The sequence below is a fragment of the Mycobacterium sp. IDUB_5 genome (assembly GCF_055419565.1).
Genome location: NZ_JBVAXX010000002.1, coordinates 43,022 through 67,469, shown reverse-complemented (window position 1 = coordinate 67,469; position 24,448 = coordinate 43,022). Strand labels below are relative to the sequence as shown.

Genomic DNA, 24,448 nt, shown 5'->3' with positions numbered 1-24,448 from the left:
GCCGCCGATGATCGAACGGTGACCGTGCTGACGTCGGGGCCCGAGGCTGCGCCCAACCCCGGCGAGCAGACGCGAACTGGGCCTTTTCGCGGCGTGTTGGCGCGACTTCGCGTCTGCTCGCCGGGGCTGGTGACGCTCCTTCTCAGCACGGCCGTGCTGTATCTGTGGAACCTCGGTGCCTCGGGGTGGGCCAACTCCTTCTACGCCGCGGCGGTCCAGGCCGGCTCGAGCAACGCGACCGCGATGCTGTTCGGCTCCAGCGACGCCGCCAACGCGATCACCGTCGACAAGACACCGGCCGCGCTGTGGATCATGGACCTCTCGGCGCGGGCGTTCGGATTCTCGCCGTGGAGCATGCTGGTGCCCCAGGCGCTCATGGGAGTGGCCGCCGTCGGCGTGCTCTACGCGTCGGTGCGCCGTGCCGCCGGTCCCAGTGCCGCCCTGCTGGCCGGCTGGATCCTTGCGCTCACACCCGTGGCTGCGCTGATGTTCCGGTTCAACAACCCGGACGCACTGCTGGTGCTGATGCTGGTGCTCGCCGCCTATTGCACCCAGCGCGCCTGCGAGAAGGACGCCAGCCGATGGTGGCTGATCGCGGCGGGCGTTGCTGTGGGATTCGGGTTCCTCGCCAAGATGCTGCAGGCGCTGCTGGTGCTGCCCGCGTTCGCCGCGGCCTACCTGATGGCCGGGCCGTCGACGCTGCGACGGCGGACGCTGGACCTCGGGCTCGCCGCGGGTGCTCTCGTGGTGTCGGCCGGCTGGTACCTTGCGCTCGCCGAGCTGTGGCCCGCTGATGCGCGGCCCTACATCGGGGGCTCGCAACACAACAGCATCCTCGAATTGACGCTGGGCTACAACGGTTTCGGACGGCTCACCGGCGACGAGCCCGGCGGGCTGGGCAACCTCAACCACGATGTCGGCTGGGGTCGGCTGTTCGGGTATTCGATGGGCGCCGGCATCGGCTGGCTCCTGCCCGCCGCGCTCGTCTGCGCCGTCGCCGGGTTGGTGCTGACCCGCCGGGCGCCCCGCACCGATGCGACCCGGGCCGCGCTGGTGCTGTGGGGCGGCTGGCTCGCGGTCACCGCTGTGGTGTTCAGCTACATGAACGGCATCGTGCATCCGTACTACACCGTGGCGTTGGCGCCGGCGATCGCCGCGACCATCGGCATCGGCGCGCCCCTGCTGTGGCGACACCGTCGCGATCCGCGGGCGGCCAGCGCGCTGGCCTCGACCACGGTGGTCACGGTGGCCCTCGCCGCACAACTGCTCTCGCGTACAGCGCAGTGGCTGCCGTGGCTGCGGTTCGCGGTCGTGATCGGGGGCGTCGGAGCCGCAGCGCTGATCCTGATCGGCTGGCGGTTGGGGGCCCGCGTCAGCCGGGCGGTCGCGGCGGTCGCCGTGGTGTGCTGCCTGGCCGCGCCCGCCGCCTACACGCTGGCCACCGCGGCGACGCCGCACACCGGTGCCATCCCGTCGGTCGGACCCGCGCGCACAGGAGGCTTCCCGGGCGGCGGCTTCCCCGGCTTTCCCGGCGGCGGTCTGCTGAGTTCACCGACACCACGTGCGGAACTCGTCAGGGTGCTCGCCGCCGACGCCGACCACTTCACCTGGGCCGCAGCCGTTGTCGGCTCCAACAACGCCGCGGGCTATCAGCTCGCGATCGGCGCTCCGGTGATGGCGATCGGCGGGTTCAACGGCACCGACCCGTCGCCGACGCTGGCGCAGTTCGTCGACGACGTCGCTGCCGGGCGCATCCACTACTTCGTCTCGGGCCGGATGATGACCATGGGTCGGGCCCCCGCCAGCGGATCGAAGGAGTCGGTGGCGATCCGCGACTGGGTGGGCGCGAACTTCGTCGCGCAAACCGTCGACGGCACCGTCATCTACGACCTGACCGAGTCACAGCCGGCACATAGCTCGGGCCAACGATGAGCACACATACACAACAGAACATGGACCCCATGACACACACCGACATCGTGGCCGAGACACGTTGTGGCCGAATTCCCGTCGAGCGCCGACCCCATGCGGCGCGCACCGCTCGCATGACCGGGGCACCCGTGCTCGACGTCGTCGTCCCCGTCTACAACGAACAGTCCGTGCTGGCCGAATCGGTGCACCGGCTGCACCGGTACCTGCACGATGCGGTGCCGTTCGCGGCGCGCATCACGATCGCCGACAACGCCAGCACCGACGACACACCGCACATCGCGGCACAATTGGCGGCCGAGCTGAGCGACGTCCGCTGGGTGCGTCTGGAGGAGAAGGGGCGCGGTCGGGCATTGCACCACGTGTGGTCGACCTCCGACGCGGCTGTTCTCGTCTACACCGACGTCGACCTGTCGACCGATCTGGCCGCGCTCGGACCTCTGGTGGCGCCGCTGATCTCCGGTCACTCCGACCTCGCGATCGGCACCCGGCTGGCGCGTGGCGCGCGCGTCACCCGCGGCCCGAAACGCGAGATCATCTCCCGCTGCTACAACTTCATCCTCAAGTCGACGCTGTCGGCCGGATTCTCCGACGCCCAGTGCGGTTTCAAGGCGATCCGCGCCGATGTCGCGGCCCAACTGCTGCCCTACGTCGAGGACACCGGCTGGTTCTTCGACACCGAGCTGCTGGTCCTCGCCGAACGCAGCGGACTGCGCATTCACGAGGTTCCGGTCGACTGGGTGGACGATCCCGACAGCCGCGTCGACATCATCGCCACGGCGGCGGCCGACCTGCGCGGCATCGGCCGGCTGCTGCGCGGCTTCGCCAGCGGCGCGATCCCGGTGAACATGATCGCTGCGCAACTGAGTTCGTCCCAGCAGACGGCGCCGCCGCGGTCGCTGCTGCGGCAGGTGGTGCGCTTCGGGGCGATCGGGGTCACGTCCACACTGGCCTACATCGCGCTGTTCGTGCTGCTGCAGGGCGAGATCGGTGCCCAGCTGGCCAACCTGACCGCCCTGCTGCTCACCGCGATCGGCAATACCGCGGCCAACCGCCGCTTCACCTTCGGGGTGCGCGGTCAGTCGAAGCTGGCCCGCCACCACCTCGAAGGGCTCATCGTGTTCGGTATCGCGCTGGGCATCACCAGCGGATCGCTGGGCCTGCTCCATGCCACCTCCGCGGCCCCGCACCGCATCGTCGAACTCGCGGTGCTGATCGCGGCCAACCTGCTGGCCACCGTGGTCCGCTTCGTCCTGTTGCGCGGCTGGGTGTTTCATCCGCGTCGCACCGCCACCGAAGGAACCGTTCGATGACGCTGACCGCTGACACCTCCGTCGACACCACGTCCGTACCGCCGCGCGATCCCGCGAAAAGGTGGCCCCGATTCGCGCTGGCGGCTCTGCTCGCCGCCACCGCGGTGCTCTACCTCTGGGGCCTGGGCTCGTCGGGCTGGGCCAACGACTTCTACGCGGCTGCCGCGCAGGCCGGCACCCAGAGCTGGAAGGCGTGGCTGTTCGCCTCGCTGGATTCGGGCAACGCGATCACCGTCGACAAGCCGCCCGTCTCCATCTGGTTCATGGCCCTGTCCGGCAGGCTGTTCGGCTTCACCCCGTTCACGATGCTGCTGCCGCAGGCACTGATGGGAGTCGCATCGGTGGGCGTGCTCTACGCCGCGGTGCGCCGGGTCAGCGGGCCGGGTGCGGGTCTGATCGCCGGTGCCGCGCTGGCGGTCATGCCGGTGGCGGCGTCGATGTTTCGGTACAACAATCCCGACGCGCTGTTGGTGCTGCTGCTCGTGGTGGCGGCCTACCTGATGGTGCGCGCCATCGAGACCGGCGGCACCCGCTGGGTCGTGGGCGCAGGCGCGGTGCTGGGCGTGGCGTTCCTGACCAAGATGCTGCAGGCCTTCCTCGTGGTGCCCGGGCTGGCGCTCGCGTTCCTGGTCGCTGCGCCGATCGCGTTCTGGCCGCGAGTCCGCGCGTTGCTCGCCGGTGGGATCGCGATGGTGGCGACGGCGGGTCCGTTCCTGGCGCTGGTCAGCCTCTGGCCCGCCGACTCACGGCCCTACATCGGTGGGTCCACCGACAACTCGTTGCTTCAGCTTGCGCTGGGCTACAACGGTATTCAGCGCATCGCCGGTCGGGGGGAGGGTCCCGGCGGGGGCCTCGACCACGGTGGCATGGGCGACTTGGGTGGGGAGGCGCACGTCTTCTTCGGCGGTAAACCGGGCATCGGCCGAATGTTCGGGCCGTCGTTCGGGGCCGAGGTGTCCTGGCTACTGCCTGCGGCGCTGATCGGCCTGGTGGCGCTCGTGTGGTTCACCCGGCGCGCCGAGCGCACGGCGCCGCTGCGGGCCAGCCTGCTGCTGTGGGGCGGGTGGCTGCTGGTGACCGCCGCCGTGTTCAGCTTCATGGACGGCACCATCCACCCGTACTACACGCTGGCGTTGGCGCCCGCGGTCGCCGCCCTGGTGGGAATCAGTGCAGCTGAACTGTGGCGGGACAGGCAGTCCCTGGTGGCGCGGGTGGTGCTGGCCGTGATGTCGGCGGGCACAGGAGTGTGGGCGTTCGCGTTGCTCGGCCGGGCACACGGATGGCAGCCGTGGCTGCGCTGGGTGGTGCTCATCGGGTTGCTGGTGGTGGCTGCTCTGCTGGTGGCGGGCGTGCAGCGGTGGGGCCGGTTCACCGCGGCGGTGGCCGGCGCCGCACTGATCCTCGGCGCCGCCGCACCCGCGGCGTACGCGATCGAGACGGCCGCCCATCCCGCCAGCGGCCCGGGCGCGATGGCAGGCCCGGCGGCGGCACACGCCGGGTTCAGCGGGCCCGGTGGGTTCGGCGGTCCGGGTGGCCCCGGTGGGTTCGGCGGGCCGGGTGGTCCGGTGCGGGCATCGGAGAACACCGCCCTGCAGAACCTGGTCAAGGCCACCGACAACCGTTGGGCCGCAGCCACTGTCGGCTCCATGACCGCGAGCAGTCTGGAGTTGAGCACCGGCACCTCGGTGATGGCGATCGGTGGCTTCATGGGCAGTGATCCGTCGCCGACGCTGGCGCAGTTCGAGCAATACGTCGACGACGGTCAGGTCCGCTACTTCATCGCCGGCGAGCACCGCGGCCCCGGTCGAGACAGCGGGTCCGCTGCGGAGATCACCGCGTGGGTGACGAAGAACTTCACCCCGCGTGATGTGGGCGGCGCGACGGTCTACGACCTGGCCCGCTGATCGAGTGTGAAGGTGCCGTCATGCTGGGCCGCCAGTGTGACGGCACCTTCACACTCGGCACTTTGCGCGCTGACTGATTCTTATCAGTGACGGCGCGGCGCGGTATCTCTACGGTCGCGCCATGTCCGTGACAGACGAGTACCTGGAGAACAACGAGGAGTACGCGAAGTCGTTCTCCGGGCCGCTGTCCCTGCCACCCAGCAAGCACGTCGCCGTGGTCGCCTGCATGGACGCGCGTCTGGACGTGTACCGCATCCTCGGTCTTGCCGATGGCGAGGCGCACGTCATCCGCAACGCCGGCGGCGTCGTCACCGACGACGAGATCCGATCCTTGGCGATCAGCCAGCGCCTGCTCGGCACCCGCGAGATCATCCTGATCCACCACACCGACTGCGGCATGCTGACGTTCACCGACGACGAGTTCAAGCGCGACATCCAGGAGGAGACCGGCATCAAGCCGGAATGGGCCGCGGAATCCTTCGGCGATCTCGACGAAGACGTCCGGCAGTCGTTGCGCCGCATCGACGCCAGTCCGTTCGTGACCAAGCACGAATCGCTGCGCGGCTTCGTCTTCGACGTCGCGACGGGAAGGCTCTCAGAAGTCACGCTGTAGCCGTTCGACTGTGGGCCTTGTGCACGCGTATCGCCCGTTTCGCGTGCACAGGGCCCACGGTCGCGTCTTGGTACCCGCCTGAACCGTTGACACGTCCGCCGGTCGGCGACTAAATTGCGCGATGATGATCGTAAATCCGGTCAAATCTACCAACTTTCCAGGGAAGCCATGACGACGATCGAAGACACCGCGGTCAACGCGGGGCGCTACGAGCTGAGCCACCTGCGTGCGCTGGAGGCCGAAGCCATCCACATCATCAGGGAGGTGGCCGCCGAATTCGAGCGGCCCGTGCTGCTGTTCTCCGGCGGCAAGGACTCGATCGTGATGTTGCACCTGGCGCTCAAGGCGTTCGCGCCGGGGCGGCTGCCGTTCCCGGTGATGCACGTCGACACCGGCCACAACTTCGACGAGGTGCTCCAGGCGCGCGACGAGCTGGTCGCCCAGTCGGGTGTGCGCCTGGTGGTGGCCAAGGTGCAGGACGACATCGACGCCGGCCGCGTGGTCGAGACGATCCCGTCCCGCAATCCGATGCAGACGTTCACGCTGCTGCGGGCCATCCGGGAGAACAAGTTCGACGCCGCGTTCGGTGGTGCGCGCCGCGACGAGGAGAAGGCACGCGCCAAGGAGCGGGTGTTCAGCTTCCGCGACGAGTTCGGCCAGTGGGATCCGAAGAACCAGCGGCCCGAGTTGTGGAGCATCTACAACGGTCGGCACCGCAAGGGTGAGCACATCCGCGCGTTCCCGCTGTCGAACTGGACCGAATTCGACATCTGGTCCTACATCGGCGCCGAGAAGATCGCGCTGCCGTCCATCTACTACGCGCACGAGCGCAAGGTCTTCGAGCGCGACGGCATGCTGCTGGCCGTGCACAAGTTCCTGCAGCCGCGTAAGGACGAGCCGATCATCGAGAAGACGGTGCGGTTCCGCACCGTCGGCGACGTCACGTGCACCGGCTGCGTGGAGTCCACGGCGGCAACGGTGTCCGAGGTCATCGCGGAGACCGCGATATCCCGGCTCACCGAGCGTGGGGCGACGCGCGCCGACGACCGGATTTCAGAGGCGGGGATGGAAGACCGGAAGCGCGAGGGGTATTTCTGATGGCCTCGGCGAGCGAAGCGACGGGAAATCTTGAAGCTTGCGCGAAGAACAAAGGATTCTGATGGCGACCACACTGCTTCGTATCGCGACCGCGGGCTCGGTCGATGACGGGAAGTCCACGCTGATCGGCCGGCTGCTCTACGACAGCAAGGCTGTGATGGAGGATCAGCTCGCCGCGGTGGAGCGCACCTCCAAGGAACGCGGCAACGACTACACCGATCTGGCTCTGGTGACCGACGGCCTGCGCGCCGAGCGTGAGCAGGGCATCACGATCGATGTGGCATACCGCTACTTCGCCACGGCCAAGCGGAAATTCATCATCGCCGACACTCCGGGTCACATCCAGTACACGCGCAACATGGTCACCGGCACGTCGACCGCGCAGCTGGCGATCGTCCTCGTCGACGCCCGGCACGGGCTGCTCGAGCAGTCCCGGCGCCACGCGTTCCTGGCCTCACTGCTCGGGATTCGGCACATCGTGCTCGCGGTCAACAAGATGGATCTGGTCGACTGGAGTCAGGAGCGGTTCGACGAGATCCGCGACGAGTTCTACGAATTCGCCGCACGCCTCGACGTCCAGGACGTGACGACGATCCCGTTGTCGGCCCTCAACGGCGACAACGTGGTCACCAAGTCCGATGTCACGCCGTGGTACGACGGACCGTCGCTGCTGAGCCACCTCGAGGACGTCTACATCGCCGGTGACCGCAACCTGGTCGACGTCCGGTTCCCCGTGCAGTACGTCATCCGACCCCAGACCCGCGAACACGCCGATCACCGCAGCTATGCGGGCACGGTCGCCAGCGGTGTCATGCGTCCGGGTGACGAGGTCGTCGTGCTGCCGACCGGCAAGACCTCCCGCATCACCGCCATCGAAGGGCCGGGCGGCCCTGTGCAGGAAGCGTTTCCGCCGATGGCGGTGTCGGTCAGTTTGGCCGATGACATCGACATCAGCCGCGGTGACCTGATCGCCCGGCCCAACAACCAGCCGCGCGTGACCCAGGAGTTCGACGCCACGGTGTGCTGGATGGCCGACGAGGCCTCCCTGGAGCCCGGTCGCGACTACCTGATCAAGCACACGACACGCACCACGCGCGTGCGAGTGACGGCCCTGGACTACCGGCTCGACGTCAACACGCTGCACCGCGACAAGACGGCGACCGCGCTGAAGTTGAACGAGCTGGGCCGGGTGTCGTTGCGCAGCCAGGTGCCGCTGCTGCTCGACGAGTACAGCCGCAACGCGGCGACGGGCTCGTTCATCCTGATCGACCCCAACACCAACGGCACGGTCGCCGCGGGGATGATCCTGCCGTACGTGACGGCGCGGACATCGAGCCCCAACACCGTGCGCCACCAGTCGCTGTGCACATCCGAGGACCGGCTGTCGAAGGGTCGCACGGTCTGGTTCACCGGCCTGTCGGGTTCCGGCAAATCCTCCGTGGCGATGCTGGTGGAGCAGAAACTCCTCGAAAAGGGCGTACCCGCTTATGTTCTCGACGGCGACAACCTGCGGCACGGACTGAACGCCGATCTCGGATTCTCGATGGCCGACCGCGCGGAGAACCAGCGAAGACTGGCCCACATCGCAGCCATCCTCGCCGACTCCGGCCAGGTGGTGCTCGTGCCTGCGATCAGCCCGCTCGAAGAGCACCGGGCGTTGGCACGGCAGGTGACGACAGCGGCCGGCCTGGATTTCTTCGAGGTGTTCATGGACACCCCGATCGAGGACTGCGAACGTCGCGATCCGAAAGGCCTGTACGCGAAGGCCCGCGCCGGTGAGATCACCCACTTCACCGGAATCGACAGCCCCTACCAGCGACCGAAGGACCCCGACTTGCAGCTGACACCGGACGAACCCCTCGACGCACTGGCCGACCGGGTGATCGAATTGCTGGAGTGCACACCATGACCGAATCCGACCACCAGGTCGCGGCCCGACTGGCCACCGAAGCGGGCGCGCTGCTCCTGGACGTGCGCTCCGAGTTCGCCGAAGCAGACGCTGCGGAGCGAAAAGCAGCGGGGGACAAGCGCTCTCATGACTTCCTGATGGAGGCGCTGGCTGCTGTGCGGCCCGACGACGCGGTGCTCTCCGAGGAGGGCATCGACGACCCGGTTCGGCTCTCGGCCGAACGGGTGTGGATCGTCGATCCGCTCGACGGCACGCGTGAGTTCTCCGAGGCCGGGCGATCCGACTGGGCGGTACACGTCGCGCTCTGGCAGGCAGGTGAACTCGTTGCCGGTGCCGTCGCGTTGCCCGCGCAGGGCGTCACGCTGGCGACGCCCACGGTGCCCGCGCCACCGGCGCAGCCCGGGGCGCCGAGGATCGTCGTCTCGCGCACCCGACCGCCGGCCGTCGCGCTGGAGGTCAAGGACGCACTCGAGGGGACGCTCGTCGAAATGGGTTCGGCGGGAGCCAAAGTCGCGTCGGTGGTGCAGGGCATCTCCGATGTCTACGTGCACGCCGGCGGGCAGTACGAGTGGGACTCGGCCGCGCCGGTCGCGGTGGCCCGCGCGGCGGGGTTGTTCACCTCGCGTATCGACGGTTCGCCGCTGATCTACAACCAGCGGGACTCCAAGCTGCCCGACCTCATCGTGTGCCGGCCCGAGCTGGCCGATGCGGTGCTGGCGGTCACGGCCCGGCGGTAGGCTGCTGACGTGGCTGAACCCAACACGCTGCGGGCCCTGTCGGGGCTGCCGCTCGAGCCTGCCCCTCTCGGCGAATCGGTGCTCGTACTGATCGACTGCCAGAACACCTACACCGAAGGGGTTTTGGAGCTCGATGGGGTGCAGGCCGCTCTCGACGAGGCAGCGTTGCTCCTGGAGCGTGCGCGCTCGGCCGGTGCCCCGATCATCCACGTCCAGCACGATGACGGGCCCGGCTCGCTGTACGACATCGGTGGGCACACCGGCGCGTTCGTCGATCGCGTGGCTCCGCTGGAGACCGAACCGGTTGTGGTGAAGAACTACCCGAACTCGTTCGTGCAGACCGAGTTGCAGGACAGGCTCATCTCACTGGGTAGGCAGAATCTCGTGCTGGCCGGGTTCATGACGCACATGTGCGTGAATTCGACGGCGCGCGGTGCGTTCAACCTCGGCTACGCGCCGACAGTCGTGGCCACTGCGACTGCGACGCGTGCCCTGCCCGGGATCGGATCAGAGTCCGTGTCCGCAGCCGCGATCCAGGCCGCGAGCCTGGCCGGGATCGCCGACTTGTTCGCCGTCGTCGTGCCCGACGCCGCCGACATCCCCGGGTAGGCCTGCACGCATGCGGATGTCGGCGAAGGCGGAGTATGCCATCCGCGCGATGGTCGAGCTCGCCACTGCCGACGAGGGCACTCTGGTCAAGACCGAGGATCTGGCCAAGGCGCAAGGCATTCCCTCGCAGTTTTTGGTCGACATCCTGTCCGATCTGCGCACCGACCGGTTGGTGCGCAGTCACCGTGGCCGCGACGGCGGGTACGAACTCGCCCGGTGCGCCGCCGAAATCAGCATCGCCGACGTACTGCGCAGCATCGACGGGCCGCTTGCCAGCGTCCGGGACATCGGGCTCGGTGACCTGCCCTACAGCGGACCCACCGCCGCGCTGACCGATGTGTGGCGGGCATTGCGCGCGAGCATGCGTTCGGTCCTCGAAACCACCAGCCTGGCCGACGTGGCCGCCGGTGCACTACCGGCGCACGTGCGTGGCCTGGCCGACGACTACCGCGCGCAGGAAGAGCAGCGCGGGCGCGCCGTGACCTGACCGGAGGAGCACTGATGGTCTTCGATTTTCGTGATCTGACCGCACCGGTGTCGATCGCCCCGATGGCGGGTGGGCCATCGACACCTGAGCTCGCCGCGGCAGGCACCAACGCGGGCGGACTCGGGTTCGTCGCGGCCGGCTACCTCACCCCCGATGGGTTCGCTGAAAGGCTCCGGGCGGCGATGCGCTTGGCGTCAGGGCCCGTCGGCGCGAACCTGTTCGTGCCCGGTCCGGATACCGGCAGTGCGGATGCCCTCGAGCGATACTCCGCGCAGCTGGGACCCGATGCCGAGCGCTATGGCGTCGCGGCGGGTGCGCCACGCATCGATGACGACGCGTGGCAGGGCAAGCTCGACGTGCTCCTCGATCTGCGGCCGGCGTTGGCGTCCTTCACCTTCGGGCTGCCGAGCGCCGGCGAGATCGCGCGCCTGCGGGGCGCCGGCATCACCGTCGCGGGCACGGTCACCACAGTGGCCGAGGCGCGGGCGGCTGCCGACCGCGGCGTCGACGTTCTCGTCGCGCAGGGACCCGCCGCCGGTGGGCATCGCGGGACCTTCGATTCGCAGGCGTGCCCGGCCGAGCAGCCACTCGACGATCTGCTGGTCGAGATCGGCTCCGCTCTCGAGCTTCCCGTGGTTGCGGCGGGCGGCCTGATGACGGCCCCGGACATCGCGCGGGTGCGGCGCCTCGGGGCGGTCGCGGCGCAGTTGGGCACGGCGTTCCTGCTGGCCGACGAAGCCGGGAGCACGCCGGTGCACCGGGCCGCGCTGACGAGCCCTGATTTCACCGAAACGGTTGTCACGAAGGCATTCTCGGGACGCTTCGCGCGCGGCCTGCGCAATCGCTTCGTCGACGACCACGATGAGCAGGCACCGCTGGCCTACCCGCAGGTGCACTATCTGACGAGTCCGCTGCGGGCAGCCGCGGTGCGGGCCGGTGATCCGCACGGCACCAACATCTGGGCCGGCACCGGATTCCGCCTCGCCGAACCCGCCCCGGTCGCCGCGATCATCGAGAAGCTCGCGGGCGGCTAGTTCAGCTGATCGACGGTGACGTCACCGGTCTCGGACCGCACGCTCACCACAGAGGCGGCGCCGTTCGGATCCCGGGTCTGCGGTACGCGAACGACGGTGGAACCCCAGGATTGGCCCGTCGTCGCGTCGACGACGTACGGTCCGGGCGGCGGCAGAGCAATCGTCACGTCGCCGTTCTCGGTACTTGCGTCCAGCGTCTTGGGTGCCCCGGAGAATTCGACGTCGATGTCGCCGCTCTGGGTGGTGGCCTTGAAGGTCTCCGACACCGACACCGCGGCGCGCGTATCGATGTCGCCGTTCTGCGCGGTGATGTCGACGTCGCGCGCGGCGCCCCCGAGAACCACCGCGCCGTCGCGGGTGCGGGCCACCAGTCGGTCGATGTCGGCCTCGAGCATCACCACGCCGGTGTCCTGCTGGGTGGTCACCGTGGTGCGGCGGGCCTGCTCCGGGGGGAGCACCACCGTGATCTGCGATGCGCGGCCCCAGTTCAGCAGCGCGGACGGCTCGGCGTCGATCGTCACCCGGGCCGACGTGCCGTCGGCTGCGACGGAGAGCGGATCCGAGCCTGCACGAACTGAATTGACCATCCTCATGTCGACGCGCGGTGTCGTAGCCTCCCGATCGGTGCTGATGCGCACGACGACGGGAACGGAACCGGTGTCGACGGTCACCGAGCGCAGAGCGGCGGGCAGGGCAGCGCTGTCGGCGACGACCCGGAACGAGCTGACGCCCCAGGCGGTGACGCCGAGCGACGCCACCGTTCCGACGACCAGGACCGTCGCGGCGACGATCAGCAGGGAGCGGATGGCCGTGCGGCCGCCGGCAGACACGACGGGTGGCGGAGTGGGCGGGGTGGCGACTGTGGTCATGATGGAAAGTCCTTTCACGCGTTCAGGATTCGAGGTATCGCAGGACGGCGAGAACGCGCCGGTTGCCACTGTCGTCGGGGGCCAGGCCGAGTTTGGCGAAGATCGAGGCGATGTGCTTCTCGGCCGAACCGACCGACATGTGCAGCACCGTGGCGATCGCCGAATTCGTCTTGCCCTCGGCCATCAGCTGCAGGACCTCGTGTTCGCGCGGCGTCAGCGCGTCCAGGGTGTTACGGCGGTGTGAGCGAACGAGTATCTGCGACACCACTTCCGGATCGAGCACGGTTCCTCCGGCTCCGACGACGGCCACCGCGTCGAGGAAGGCCGGGACGTCGGCCACCCGGTCCTTGAGCAGATAGCCGAAGCCGCGGGTGTCCGAGGCGATCAGCTCGGCGGCATAGCGCTCCTCGACATAGTGCGAGAGCACCAGCACCGGGGATTCCGGGTTCTGGCTGCGCAGAAGCGCTGCGGCGCGGATGCCTTCGTCGGTGAAGGTGGGCGGCATCCGCACGTCGAGGATCGCGAGATCCGGCCGGGTGTCGTTGACCAGGCGCAGCAGGTTGGTCGCGTCGGGAACCCCGGCCACCACGTCGTGACCGGCGTCGGTGAGGATGCGCTCGATACCTGCCCGCAGCAGCGCGGAGTCCTCGGCGATCACGATGCGCATGGCAGCACCGCGGTGATGATCGTCGGACCGGTGACCGGGCTGGACACCGTGAACATGCCGCGCGCCGCGCGCACCCGCTCGTCGAGGCCGCGTAGTCCGGTGGCGTTCTCGTCGCCGGTGATCTGCGCACCGCCGCGCCCGTCGTCGAAAACCGTGACGTGGAGCTGCTGTGCGGCCCCGTCCAGGCGGACCGTGACGGCGGCTTGGTTGGCGCCCGCGTGCCGGGTGACGTTGGTCAAGGCCTCGGCGACGACGAAGTACGCGCACGCCTCGACCTCGTCGGGCAGGCGGCGGGGCAGGTGCACACTCAACGTGGTCGGCACACCGGAGGTCGTCGCGCGTTGCACCACCGCAGACAGTGCCGCGTCGAGACCGCGGTCGGCCAGGATCGTCGGCGCGATGCCGCGCACCACGTTGCGCAGTTCGACGAGGGCGTTCTTCGCCTCGTCATGGGCTTCGGCGATCAGGGCCTTGGCGGCGGGCAGGTCGGTGTCGAGTTTCGTCTGGGCCAGTCCGATCGTCATGGCCAGGGAGACGAGGCGCGGTTGCACCTCGTCGTGGAGGTCGCGTTCGATGCGGTGGCGTTCAGTCTGGGCGGAGGTGACCGCGCCCTGCCGCGCATCGGCCAAGGCGCTGACCTGGTACTGCAGGTGCGCGGTCGGCGACGGGGTCAGCAGCCAGCGGTCGATCGTGGCGTCGAGGGCAGGGGCGTAGACCAGGAGCACGCCCGCCGCGGCGAGCGCCACCACCGCCAACAGCAGGGCCACCGGTGTGGGCAGGAACGACAGACCGGCGTCGGCGTCGCTGTTGCCGATCGCGATCGCGGCGGCGGGTGCGAGGAACGCGAACACCAACAGCGCGGCCGCGAGGCCGGTGGCCAGGATGTCGTAGGTCATGCGCAGGTAGTGGTGGGCCACGGCCTTCCAGAAGCGGGCGCTGCCCAGGTCGAGCAGAATCTGGTGCGCCCAGCGCTGGAAGCCGGCGTGCGGGGAGAGTCGGCGCGGCGGGATGCCGATGCCCATGCCGAACACTGCCTCGCTGCGCACCCGTTCGACTCGCTCGACACCGCGCATCAGGTAGGTGAACACCACGGCGGCGAGGACGAAGCCGATGACGCTCGGGATCGACGAGACGCCGATGATCAACAGTGTCAACGGAATCCAGAACCAGACGGTGGCGATCGCGGCGCCGGTGATCATCGAGGCGGTGGGTACCACGCCGACGGTGGCAGTGCGCGGAGCCGGCGGTGGCGTCGCGATGTCGGGTGCCGGCTCGATCATCGTGGCAGCTGGTGCGGTCATGTCCACCAACCTAGGGATCACAACGCGAGGGCGGGACGGCGTTTTCCCGCCAGTCCAGCGGGGGATAACCCCCGGCCAGCCGAAGACTGCTGGTCTGACCACTTGACCGCCTGGCCGTCAGCAGGGCAAGGTGGGGGCATGGCGCTGCGCCCCGTGAACCGTCGTTCGGTACCCGAAGACGTCTTCGACCAGATCGTCGCCGACGTGCTCAGCGGCGAGATGCAACCCGGAGAGGCCCTGCCCAGCGAGCGGCGGCTCGCCGAAGTGCTGGGCGTCTCGCGTCCCGCGATCCGCGAGGCGCTCAAGCGTCTGGCCGCCGCAGGTCTCGTCGAGGTGCGCCAGGGCGACGCCACCACCGTGCGCAACTTCCGGCGCACCGCGGGCCTCGACCTGCTCCCCACACTGCTGATGCGCGGAGGAGAGCTGGACCTCGATGTCGTGCGCAGCATCCTGGAGACACGGCTGCACAATGGGCCCAAGGTCGCCGAACTCGCTGCCCAGCGCGGCGGCCCACACGCGCGCGAAACCCTCGATCAGGCTCTGGCCGCGCTATCCGGTGAAGCCGATCCCATTGCCGCGCAACGGTATGCGCTCGACTTCTGGGATCACATCGTCGACTGTGCTGACTCGATCGCGTTCCGGCTGATGTTCAACACACTGCGCGCCACCTACGAACCCGTTCTGCCCGCCCTGGCTGCCGTCATGGCAGCCGAAGTCGAGCGCGTCGACGACTACCGCGATCTCGCCGACGCCGTGATCGCCGGAGACGCGAACGCGGCCACCACCCACGCCCGTCGCCTACTCGAACCGGCGACCACCGCCCTGCTCACCGCCCTGGCCCATCTGGAGGAGAAGCTTTGACCAGCGCACGCGTCCGACCCACCCGCCGGCAGTTCACCCTCGGGGACGCCGTACGCGAATTCGTACGGCACCCGTCCCCGTGGATGATCGGCACGACCCTCGTCGTCGCGGCCACCGCGCGCCTGTGGCTCGGCGAGTGGAGTTGGGCCGACGCCGTCGTGCCCGCCGTGATGCTCGCCGTGTTCCCCTTCTTCGAATGGGTTGTCCACGTGTGCATCCTGCACTGGAAGCCCCGCCGCATCGGTGGTCTACGCGTCGACTCCCTGCTCGCTCGCAAACACCGGGAACACCACGTCGATCCGCGGCACGTCGCACTGATCTTCATCCCGTGGCCTGCGCTGCTGTGGGTGTTGCCGGTGTCAGTCGCTGTCGCGCTGTCGGCATTTCCCCGGACAACCCTGGGCCTGACATTCCTCACGTTCCTGGCCGTGCTGGGGCTGTGCTACGAGTGGTGCCACTACCTGGTGCACTCCGACTACAAGCCCAAAACCGCTGTGTTTCGCGCGGTGTGGCGCAATCATCGCCAGCACCACTTCAAGAACGAGCACTACTGGTTCACCGTCACCAGCGCCGGCACCGCCGACCGGGTGCTGGGCACCTGTCCGGACCCCGCGGCCGTCGAGACGTCGCCGACCGCCAAGAACCTGCACGGCCAACCGGCGTAGATCGTGACAACCCGCATGTCAGAATTCCGGCGTGCGTATCGGGATGACGATGCCGGTGATGGAACCCGACCTGGACAGAGCGACACTGCGGGCGTGGGCGCGGGTGGTCGACGACGGGCCGTTCTCCTCGCTGTGCTGGGGTGAGCGGATCGCGTTCGACAATCCGGAGACCCTGACACTGCTCGGAGCCCTGGCCGCGTGGACGGATCGGGTGCGCCTGGTGACGACGGTGGTGATCCCGCAGTTGCACGATCCCGTCATGCTGGCCAAGGCGCTGTCGACCGGCGATCTGCTGTGCGATGGCCGATTGACGGTCGGGATCGGTGTCGGCGGGCGACACGAGGACTACCGCTCTGTCGGCGCCGACCCGGCGACCCAGACGATGCGACAGCTCGCCGACCGGGTCGCTGTCATGCAGCGGGTCTGGGCGGGGGAGAACGTCACCGGTGCGACGCTGCCGGTGGGGCCACCACCCGTGCAGTCGGGTGGGCCCGAATTGCTGGTCGGCACAACGGGTCCGAAGACGCTGCGCAGTGCTGCGAGCTGGGCTGCCGGCCTGGCGGGCACCAGCCTGGATCTGAACACGGCCGCCCAGAACGAGTTGTTCGACGTCGCACGCGCCGCGTGGCGGGACGCGGGCAAGCCGGCACCGCACCTGGCCACCTCGTTCTGGTTCGCGATCGGTGACGGGACCGCCCCGCGCGAGCAGGTGCACCGGCACCTGCGGCGCTACATCAACTGGATACCGGCCGAGATCGTCGACGCGATGGCCCCGACCACGGGCTGGGCCGGCACGCAGGACGAATTGCGCACTGTTCTGCGCCGATTCGCCGACATCGGAACCGACGAGATCCATCTGATCCCCACCAGTGACGACCTCGAGCAGCTGCGGCAGGTCGCCGAGGTGGTGTCGGACCTCAGCTGAGCGCCGGCGTGCCGGCGGGCGACCGGCCGCGCCCCTTGCTCAGGGTGGCGAGCAGTTCGCGGTAGGGGCCGACCAGATAAGCAGTGTCGCCGGCTTGCAGCTGCGAGTCCCGTCGTGGGTGTAGCTCACGGGCGCCGTCGCCGCCGACGATGGCGATCACCCGGGTCTGTGTCGAGAGCTCCGCCATCCGGATGCCATCGAGCTCACTTCCGGGGTCCACGCGGACTCCGCCGACCATGAACGACGCCTGGCCGACCGAGAACGTCCCGAAGACGGTGAGGCCCAGCGCCGCTCCGATGAACCAGGGCGCCGCCAACTCGACGGTCGACAGCACGGTGTCGAAGCCGAATCGGTGCGCCACCGCCGCGCCGAGCGCGCGGTCGAAGACTCGCAGGACCACCGGTACCCCGGCGCGGTCCTTGAGGTGCTCGCGGGTGACGATGGCCGTCTCGATGTTGACGACGTCGGCGTCGGTGAGAACCGCCACCGCCCTGGCCTCGTCGATGCGCGCCGCTTCCAGTGTCGAGGGCAGCGTGGCGTCGCCGAAGATCACTGGGATGCCGCGGTCGGCAGCAGCCGAGAGGTAGCGGTTCTCGTCGTTGAGCTCGATCACCGCGACGTCGTGGCCGGCGGCCTTGAGGTCGGTCGCCACCCGAATACCGAACGACCCCAGGCCCACCACGATCATGTGGCTCTGCAGCTCGCGAACCTTGCGCCGGCCCGCGGAATACGCCAGTCTCCGCGAGAGCAACAGGTCGGCGACGAACGCCATCAATACCGCGGTGGTGGTGATGCCGGCGAACATCAACACGATGCTGAACAGACGCAGCCAGGTCGGTTGATCGCTGAAGCTGAAGTCGCCGTACCCGACGGTGGCGATGGTCTCGGTGGAGAAGTACAGCGCATCGACGAAGCTCATCCCGGCTTGTTGTAGGAGAACCACAGCAGGATCGTCGACCCGAGAAGCAGACTCATCGACACCGACAGCGCGCGATAGAAGTTGGGGTTGACGTCCTCGCGAAAAGCTCTCACCGCATTTGCCATTCGGGTCATCGGGGAACGCCGGGGGCGGGGCCGGGCAGCGGTGTCCGGTTCGTCGAGTTCTCCCGCGGTGCCGATCATCGCGACCCAGTCGCCCTCGTCGACGTGCACATCGCGTCCCGGGCACGTCGTCACCGCTCCCGGTGTCGGACTCCGGTCGCCGTGCACGACGGCCACCGGGGCGAGGTCCCCGTGGATCTCGCGCAGCGTGCCGGCGCGGGGCATCGCCGCGCCGGAGACCACGAAGCGCAGATCGCCTGCCGCGATCGAGTGTGTGGTGCGGGCGAGGCATCGCTCCACCACCGACGGGGCGGCGAGATCGGCCACGTCGAGCACTGCACCTGGACCGTTGCCGGCGGCCATCGCCTCCCGCAGCACGGTGTTGGCGAGGCGGGCCACGACCCGCACCGTGGGGCTCAAACGGCGTGCCAGCAGCGCGATCTCGAGATTGTCCGCGTCATCCGGCCCTGCGCACACGACGGCGGTGGCGGTCGCGACGCCGGCAGCGGTGAGCTGATCGGGTCGATCGATCACCGTCACCGTCGCGCCGGCGCCACGCAACTCCTCGGCGATGCGCATCGCCAGCGCGTCGCCGCCGCTGACGATGGTGTGGCCGACCATTGCAGCAGGCTACGCAATGTGGCGCTGCCCGGCAGGATTTAGACGGTGACGACCTCGTACTCGCCGAGCTGGCCGACCAGCGTGTGCAGGTGATCCTGCGCCGAACCCAGCGTCTGCTCGATGGCGGTGAGCCGGGCGGCGTAGTGGCCCACCGGATACTCGGCGGTGACGCCGATGCCGCCGTGCAGCTGGATCGCTTCCTGGGCGATGTGACGGCCCGACCGGCCGATCTGCACCTTCGCTCGCGCACCGATCGTCGCACTGGTGTCACCGTCGGCGATCGACATGGCCGCGTACAGCGCCATGCTGCGGGCCAGTTCGAGCGAGACGTACATGTCCGCCGCGCGCTGGGTCAGCGTCTGGAACTTGCTCAGCGTGACGCCGAATTGCTTGCGCTGGGTGAGGTATTCGGTGGTCAACCGCAGCGCCTCTTCCATTGCTCCGAGCGCCTCGGAGCACAGACCCGACGAGAACCGCACCAGGGCGCGCTCGACGGCCGCCGATGCGTCGACCGCATCGCCGAGCGGCTCCGCCGCGGCACCGTCGAGGTCGATCTCGGCGCCGCGCTGGCCGTCGAAGGTCTTGTAGGGCTTGCGTGACGCGGCGCCCGCGTCGACCAGGAACAGCCCGGTGCCGCCGTCAGGAAGTGCGGCCGACACCACCAGGGTGTCGGCGCAATCACCGGCCAGCACAGGATTCTTGGTGCCGCTGACCGTCCAGCCGTCCCCCGCGCGTGCGGCGGTGGTGGAAACCGTCGCGGTGGGCCGGCGCATCCCCGGCTCGCTGTGGGCGAACGCCAGCAGCCGCTCGCCGGCGGCGACCTCGTCGAGCAGCGCGCGCTGCTCGGCAGTGCCGACCTCCGCGATCACCGCACCCGGGCCCAGGGCCGCGTGCAGGAGAGGCTCGGGAGCCAGCCGGCGGCCGACTTCGACGAGCACGGCGTGGATCTCGAGCTGACCACCGGCGTCTTCGTCGAAACCGAGCCCGAGCACGCCAGTTTCGGCGAGCTGGCCCCACACATCGCGGCTCCAGCCCTGGTCGGTGTCGAGGACCTTGAGGCGGCTCTCGACATCGTAAGCGCGCGTGAGCATCTCGCGGGTGGTGTCACGCAGCAGGGTCTGTTCTTCGCTGAACTGGAAGTCCATGAGTTCGCCTTGTCTCTACAGTCCGAGGATGGTCGACGAGATGATGGTGCGCTGCACTTCGTTGCTGCCGCCGTAGATCGAGGTCTTGCGGTAGTTGAGGTAGCGCGGTGCACTGTGCTGCGCCCACTCGGGGGACGCGATGTCGGCGTCGGTCGGGAACGGCAGGATGTCGGGCCCGGCCACCTCCATCAGCAGTTCGGTGGCGACCTGCTGCAGCTGGCTGCCCCGCAGCTTCAGCACCGACGACGCCGGGTTGGGCTTGCCGCCCTTGGAGCCCGAGGCGACCCGCATCTGCGTCAATTCCAGCGCGAGCACGTCGTTCTCGGCCTCGGCCAACCGGGCGGCGAACAGCGGGTCCTCGAGCAGGCCGCTGGCTTTCGCGCGCTCCTTGACCTCGGCGAGGCGCACCTTGGTCCGGGCGACCTGGGCGATGCCCGTGCGCTCGTTGCCGAGCAGGAACTTCGCATACGACCAGCCCTGGTTCTCCTCGCCGACGAGATTCTCGACGGGCACCCGGACGTCTTCGAAGAACACCTCGTTCACCTCGACGCTGCCGTCGATGAGCTTGATCGGCCGCATCGTGATGCCGGGGGTGTCGAGGTCGATCAGCAGGAACGAGATGCCGGCCTGCTTCTTCGGCGCGTTCGGATCGGTGCGCACCAGGCAGAAGATCCAGTCGGCGTACTGGCCCAGTGTCGTCCACGTCTTCTGTCCGTTGACCACGTAGCTGTCGCCGTCTCGCAGCGCGGTCGTCCTCAGTGAGGCCAGGTCCGACCCCGCCTCGGGCTCGGAAAAGCCCTGGCACCACCAGATGTCGAGGGAAGCCGTCGGCGGCAGGAACCGCTCCTTGACTGCCTGGGAGCCGAACTCGGCGATCACCGGACCGACCATCTTGGCGTTGAAGTTCAGCGGCTCCGGCACGCACGCCAGCTGCATCTCGTCCAACCAGATCTGGTGCTGGGTGGGCGTCCAGACCTTGCCGCCCCATTCGACCGGCCAGCTGGGCACCGCGAGGCCGTGGTCATTGAGGATCTTGTGAGTGGTGACGATGTCGTCTTTGGTGATCTCCGTACCGGCGCGGCTGCGTTCCCGGATCTCGGCGGGGATCTCCGTCCGGTAGAAGGTGCGAAGCTCGTCGCGGAACGAGGCTTCCTCGGGTGTCAGTGCCAGCTGCATGGCGGCCTCCTGCTCCATCGGTGGACTCCCTGCAGACTAACCACTTGGTTGGCACCCCCTTCGCGCAGTGCTGGCGATGTCATTTCTGCGCGCGTTTTATTGCTTGCGACGTCAAATGGACGCGTAACCTCTGCAGGTGTTCGCAACTCGTCTGAAGAGGGGATTAGACATGCGCAGACTCGCGAGAACAGTCGGGGCCTCGGCCTTCATCGTCGGCTCACTACTGGGGGCGCCTACCGCCGCCGCGGCACAGCTCACCAACCCCGCTCCCGCGCCGGCTCCCGCGCCCGTCCCCGAGCGTCCAACGGTGCAGCTGCTCGATTGCTACGGGTCCACCGGCTGGATGGGCTGCGGCCCCGGCTGGACGTGGCGCGACGGCTGGCGCGGCTTCGCGTGCTACCCCTGCTGACCCGACGACCCTCGAACACTGCGGAGAAACAGATGAAACTTCCAGCTATCTCCCTCGGGGGACTGGCCGCCGCGTCGGCCGTGCTCACCATCGGACTCGGAACAGCCTCGGCCGCACCGAATTACGACACGCTGCCCGTCAATCCGAACACCTCCACCGACTCGACGGCCTACGTGGCCGTGCCACCGGTGCTCGACCCCGGCGGTCAACCGGGCGTCGAGCAGGTGTTCAACCACCGGGACGGCACTCGTGGCATCACGACCAAGATCCTGGTGCTGGCGTCGCCGCAGGCGGCCACCGATGCGATGAACGCCTGGCGCGACGGCCTCGGCGGCGTGGTCGCCAATCCGCAGCCCGGGCCCGTCGACGTCGCTCCTGGCGCGATGTGGACGACCGGGTTGTCGCCGAACGGATCGCAGTCCGTCGGCGTGCTGATGTTCACGCGAGGTAACGCCGCGGTCGACGTGGAGTTCGACGGTCCGGTCAATGATCCGGTGCCTGCCGACCTCGCGACGCAGTACGGCAAGGACCAGGTGGCCGCGCTGGATCAACAGCTGGGTTCCTAGCTCCGACGCGCCAGTCCTCTCGGATCACGCCGAGTCTTTTCCTGGTCGATGTGAGACTGCCGGGGCTACACCTTGCTGGTGACCGGTACGGATCAGGGGGCGCCCGACGCACCCCAGTCAACAGATGAACAGAGGTTCGCAGGTCTGAGCCTCGACTGGTGGGCGACCATCGTGGCAGGCGTCATCGTCGCCCTGGCGGTGGCCGACGTGCTCCCGAAAGTTCCGTGGTGAACCGATGAGCAATGTCGTTCAGGAGGCCGGTCACCAGCGGAACGCCTCAGCCGGTCGTAACCCTCTCACCTACCTACCGGGGTTGCTGCTGCTCGTCGCCGTCGGCGTGGCGGGCAAGTATGCGCAGGTGGGGTGGAACGCGTTGGCAAAGCACGAGCACTGGACTGTGCCCGACATCGAGTACGTCCTGTGGGCCATCGTCATCGGTTTGGTGATCGCCAATACCGTTGGCGTGCATCGCGTTTTCCGACCCGGGGTGCAGACCTACGAGTTCTGGCTCAAGCTCGGCATCGTCGCCCTGGGGGCCCGCTTCGTGCTGGGTGATGTGATCAAGTTGGGCGGCGTCTCCCTGGTGCAGATCGTGCTGGACATGGCGATCGCCGGCTCGATCATCATTCTCGCTGCCCGACTGTTCGGATTGTCGGGCAAGTTGGGGTCACTGCTGGCCATTGGTACGTCGATCTGCGGTGTCTCGGCGATCATCGCTTCCAAGGGCGCCATCCGCGCGCGCAACTCCGAGGTGAGCTACGCGATCGCCGCGATCCTCGCACTCGGCGCGGTGGCGTTGTTCACGCTGCCGCCTCTCGGCCATGCGATCGGGCTCACCGATCACGAGTTCGGACTGTGGGCCGGGCTCGCCGTCGACAACACGGCTGAGACCACGGCGACGGGGTTCCTCTACTCCGACGAGGCCGGCAAGATCGCGGTGCTGGTGAAGTCGGTGCGCAATGCGCTCATCGGCTTCGTCGTATTGGGCTTCGCGCTCTACTGGGCCGCGCGCGGGGAAGCCGACCACATCGCTCCGGGGGTGCGCGCCAAGGCCGCGTTCGTGTGGGAGAAGTTCCCCAAGTTCGTCCTCGGGTTCCTCGTGGTGTCCGCACTGGCCACCGCGCACCTGATCAACAAGGGGCAGATCACCAACCTGGGGAACGTGTCGAAGTGGGCGTTCCTGCTGACATTCGCCGGCGTCGGACTCAACACGAACTTCCGCGAACTGGCACGGGCCGGATGGCGCCCGCTGGTCGTGGCGGTCATCGGACTCGTCGTCGTGGCGGCGGTGTCGCTGGCTCTGGTGCTGGTGACGTCTCGGGTACTTGGTTGGGGCGTAGGCGCTCACTGACGAGGCGATAGGGGTCCCGATAGGGCGCCGAGTGCACGCACTCTGATCTGTCCACTCGCGAGTCACGTCGTAAAGCGAACACTCGGCGGCAAAGTCCACTCCTGGCTCACGCTGAGGTCGCGCGGACGGGAGCGCGACCGAGATCAGCTAACCCGACGTGAGAACGTGACCGCGGGGGCACCCAGAAATTTTTTCGACGAACTGCTAATTCGTTGAACACGGAATCACCTGTCTGACAGGTATTTCTATCCATCGACTCCTGTAGACAGCAATTCTGTAGAATTGCTAATTTCTGAGAATTTTCTCCGAAACCGGTTTGACATCGCTGTCAATAGAGCACTCAGCGCACGAATGAATGACCCCGCATCGTCGCGGCGGGGACGGCGCTGAACGCAGGAGAAGGAACCATGGCTAATCACGGATTGACCCCCGAGGAGCTGCAGGCCGAGGTCGGCATCGCGCTTCCCGACAAGGAAGTCGTCTCGATCATCGACGTCAACGCCGACATCAACGTGGGCATCGACGCCGCGTCGCCGATCGACCTGTCGGCCGCCGCCAACCTCAATGTCGCCGCCCCCATCCAAGCGGGCGCAGGGGCGAATGTACTGACCTACGGGTCGGGCGCCGACGCCATGGTGACGCACTCCGCCGACGGCGGCGTGGTGATCATGCAATCGATGGACGATGTCACAGCCGATGCGTCGTCGATTCAGGACAGCGCCATCGACCAGGCCGGCGACACGTCGACCGGCACGGTCACCGACACCGGCGCGGACACGGGGACAGACACCGACGCCGACACCGGTGCGACGGTCGACACCGGAACCGGCACCTTCGCCGACGGTGCGCTGCTCAACGTCGATGTGAACGTCGACCTCAACGCCGATCTCGCCGCACCGATCGCTGGCGGCGTCGCGGCCAACGCCAACGTGGCCGCGCCCATCAACGCCGGTGTCGCCGCGAACATCGGGTCGTGGGACTCCACGGCCGATGCGGTGTCCATCCAGGACGCCACGATCACGCAGACCATGAACGACGTGCACGCGACCGCCGACTCCGATCAGACGTCGAGCATCGCCCAGGGCAGCACCCCCGGAACGGCCGACAGCGCCTCGAGCGCCACCTCCAGTGGCGCCAGCGCCGGCACGAGTTCTGCAGGGAGCGATAGTAGTTCGGCCGCCTGATCAGGCGCGCACACACTCCTCACGGCGAAAGGTT

General features: G+C 68.4%; 22 protein-coding genes and 2 pseudogenes. 18 read left to right on the top strand and 6 right to left on the bottom strand.

Going from position 1 to position 24,448, the window contains the following annotated elements; all coding sequences use genetic code 11:
- Nucleotides 1-18: 18 nt before the first annotated feature.
- From ACZY1G_RS05335 to ACZY1G_RS05290, 10 genes are all read left to right on the top strand, one after another.
- Nucleotides 19-1,932: a glycosyltransferase family 39 protein gene (locus tag ACZY1G_RS05335; protein ID WP_463821822.1), complete on the top strand. Its 1,914-nt coding sequence runs from the start codon at nucleotides 19-21 to the stop codon at nucleotides 1,930-1,932.
- 29 nt (nucleotides 1,933-1,961) lie between these two features.
- A complete protein-coding gene (locus ACZY1G_RS05330) occupies nucleotides 1,962-3,242 on the top strand; it encodes a bifunctional glycosyltransferase family 2/GtrA family protein (protein WP_463815667.1) in 1,281 nt (426 codons plus the stop codon).
- A complete protein-coding gene (locus ACZY1G_RS05325; protein ID WP_463821821.1) occupies nucleotides 3,239-5,146 on the top strand; it encodes an ArnT family glycosyltransferase in 1,908 nt (635 codons plus the stop codon). The genes ACZY1G_RS05330 and ACZY1G_RS05325 overlap by 4 nt, the downstream gene beginning before the upstream one ends.
- Nucleotides 5,147-5,267: 121 nt before the next feature.
- The gene (locus ACZY1G_RS05320; protein ID WP_463821820.1) at nucleotides 5,268-5,759 is read left to right on the top strand and encodes a beta-class carbonic anhydrase; all 492 of its coding nucleotides are present in this window, start codon (nucleotides 5,268-5,270) and stop codon (nucleotides 5,757-5,759) included.
- 168 nt (nucleotides 5,760-5,927) lie between these two features.
- Complete coding sequence (cysD, locus tag ACZY1G_RS05315; protein ID WP_463821819.1) at nucleotides 5,928-6,857, top strand: sulfate adenylyltransferase subunit CysD; 930 nt, start codon at nucleotides 5,928-5,930, stop codon at nucleotides 6,855-6,857.
- Between the two features lie 61 nt (nucleotides 6,858-6,918).
- Complete coding sequence (gene cysN / locus ACZY1G_RS05310) at nucleotides 6,919-8,766, top strand: sulfate adenylyltransferase subunit CysN (RefSeq protein ID WP_463815675.1); 1,848 nt, start codon at nucleotides 6,919-6,921, stop codon at nucleotides 8,764-8,766.
- Nucleotides 8,763-9,503, top strand: coding sequence for a 3'(2'),5'-bisphosphate nucleotidase CysQ (locus ACZY1G_RS05305; protein WP_463815676.1), 741 nt, complete (start codon nucleotides 8,763-8,765; stop codon nucleotides 9,501-9,503). The genes cysN and ACZY1G_RS05305 overlap by 4 nt, the downstream gene beginning before the upstream one ends.
- Nucleotides 9,504-9,512: 9 nt before the next feature.
- On the top strand, nucleotides 9,513-10,112 hold the full coding sequence (locus tag ACZY1G_RS05300; RefSeq protein ID WP_463821818.1) for a cysteine hydrolase family protein: 600 nt from the start codon (nucleotides 9,513-9,515) through the stop codon (nucleotides 10,110-10,112).
- 10 nt (nucleotides 10,113-10,122) lie between these two features.
- A complete protein-coding gene (locus tag ACZY1G_RS05295) occupies nucleotides 10,123-10,599 on the top strand; it encodes an Rrf2 family transcriptional regulator (RefSeq protein ID WP_463815678.1) in 477 nt (158 codons plus the stop codon).
- Nucleotides 10,600-10,613: 14 nt separating this feature from the next.
- On the top strand, nucleotides 10,614-11,633 hold the full coding sequence (locus ACZY1G_RS05290) for a nitronate monooxygenase (protein WP_463821817.1): 1,020 nt from the start codon (nucleotides 10,614-10,616) through the stop codon (nucleotides 11,631-11,633).
- Here ACZY1G_RS05290 and ACZY1G_RS05285 read toward each other — a convergent pair.
- Genes ACZY1G_RS05285 through ACZY1G_RS05275 form a run of 3 tightly spaced genes read right to left on the bottom strand, consistent with a single transcriptional unit; the run spans nucleotide 11,630 to nucleotide 14,449 of the window.
- Entirely contained in the window at nucleotides 11,630-12,502 is an 873-nt protein-coding gene (locus tag ACZY1G_RS05285; RefSeq protein WP_463815680.1) for a DUF4097 family beta strand repeat-containing protein, read from the bottom strand. The two genes, ACZY1G_RS05290 and ACZY1G_RS05285, sit on opposite strands and share 4 nt — an antisense overlap.
- A 22-nt stretch (nucleotides 12,503-12,524) precedes the next feature.
- A complete protein-coding gene (locus ACZY1G_RS05280; RefSeq protein WP_463815681.1) occupies nucleotides 12,525-13,169 on the bottom strand; it encodes a response regulator transcription factor in 645 nt (214 codons plus the stop codon).
- A complete protein-coding gene (locus ACZY1G_RS05275) occupies nucleotides 13,157-14,449 on the bottom strand; it encodes a sensor histidine kinase (protein ID WP_463815837.1) in 1,293 nt (430 codons plus the stop codon). Before ACZY1G_RS05275 ends, ACZY1G_RS05280 begins: the two co-directional genes overlap by 13 nt.
- A 159-nt stretch (nucleotides 14,450-14,608) precedes the next feature.
- Between ACZY1G_RS05275 and ACZY1G_RS05270 the strand changes: the two genes are divergently transcribed.
- The 3 genes from ACZY1G_RS05270 to ACZY1G_RS05260 are packed head-to-tail and all read left to right on the top strand — an operon-like array spanning nucleotide 14,609 to nucleotide 16,921.
- On the top strand, nucleotides 14,609-15,331 hold the full coding sequence (locus ACZY1G_RS05270) for a FadR/GntR family transcriptional regulator (protein ID WP_463815682.1): 723 nt from the start codon (nucleotides 14,609-14,611) through the stop codon (nucleotides 15,329-15,331).
- Entirely contained in the window at nucleotides 15,328-15,996 is a 669-nt protein-coding gene (locus ACZY1G_RS05265; RefSeq protein WP_463815683.1) for a sterol desaturase family protein, read from the top strand. Before ACZY1G_RS05270 ends, ACZY1G_RS05265 begins: the two co-directional genes overlap by 4 nt.
- Before the next feature lie 43 nt (nucleotides 15,997-16,039).
- Nucleotides 16,040-16,921: an LLM class flavin-dependent oxidoreductase gene (locus ACZY1G_RS05260; protein ID WP_463815838.1), complete on the top strand. Its 882-nt coding sequence runs from the start codon at nucleotides 16,040-16,042 to the stop codon at nucleotides 16,919-16,921.
- On the opposite strand, the pseudogene ACZY1G_RS05255 reads toward ACZY1G_RS05260, so the two are convergent.
- The 3 genes and pseudogenes from ACZY1G_RS05255 to ACZY1G_RS05245 form a co-directional block, all read right to left on the bottom strand.
- Nucleotides 16,914-18,583 (bottom strand): annotated as a pseudogene (locus ACZY1G_RS05255) (NAD-binding protein). The gene ACZY1G_RS05260 and the pseudogene ACZY1G_RS05255 sit on opposite strands and share 8 nt — an antisense overlap.
- Nucleotides 18,584-18,621: 38 nt before the next feature.
- The gene (locus ACZY1G_RS05250; RefSeq protein ID WP_463821816.1) at nucleotides 18,622-19,728 is read right to left on the bottom strand and encodes an acyl-CoA dehydrogenase family protein; all 1,107 of its coding nucleotides are present in this window, start codon (nucleotides 19,726-19,728) and stop codon (nucleotides 18,622-18,624) included.
- Between the two features lie 15 nt (nucleotides 19,729-19,743).
- Nucleotides 19,744-20,904, bottom strand: coding sequence for an acyl-CoA dehydrogenase family protein (locus tag ACZY1G_RS05245; RefSeq protein ID WP_463822205.1), 1,161 nt, complete (start codon nucleotides 20,902-20,904; stop codon nucleotides 19,744-19,746).
- Nucleotides 20,905-21,073: 169 nt separating this feature from the next.
- On the opposite strand from ACZY1G_RS05245, the gene ACZY1G_RS05240 reads away from it, so the two are divergent.
- From ACZY1G_RS05240 to ACZY1G_RS05220, 5 genes and pseudogenes are all read left to right on the top strand, one after another.
- The gene (locus ACZY1G_RS05240) at nucleotides 21,074-21,313 is read left to right on the top strand and encodes a hypothetical protein (RefSeq protein WP_463821815.1); all 240 of its coding nucleotides are present in this window, start codon (nucleotides 21,074-21,076) and stop codon (nucleotides 21,311-21,313) included.
- Nucleotides 21,314-21,345: 32 nt separating this feature from the next.
- Nucleotides 21,346-21,879: a hypothetical protein gene (locus ACZY1G_RS05235; RefSeq protein ID WP_463821814.1), complete on the top strand. Its 534-nt coding sequence runs from the start codon at nucleotides 21,346-21,348 to the stop codon at nucleotides 21,877-21,879.
- Nucleotides 21,880-21,957: 78 nt separating this feature from the next.
- Nucleotides 21,958-22,110: a hypothetical protein gene (locus ACZY1G_RS05230; protein WP_463815688.1), complete on the top strand. Its 153-nt coding sequence runs from the start codon at nucleotides 21,958-21,960 to the stop codon at nucleotides 22,108-22,110.
- Nucleotides 22,111-22,171: 61 nt separating this feature from the next.
- Nucleotides 22,172-23,230: pseudogene (locus tag ACZY1G_RS05225) on the top strand (YeiH family protein); the annotation flags it as partial.
- A 407-nt stretch (nucleotides 23,231-23,637) separates the two neighbouring features.
- A complete protein-coding gene (locus tag ACZY1G_RS05220; protein WP_463821813.1) occupies nucleotides 23,638-24,414 on the top strand; it encodes a peptidoglycan-binding protein in 777 nt (258 codons plus the stop codon).
- The last annotated feature ends 34 nt before the right edge of the window (nucleotides 24,415-24,448 follow it).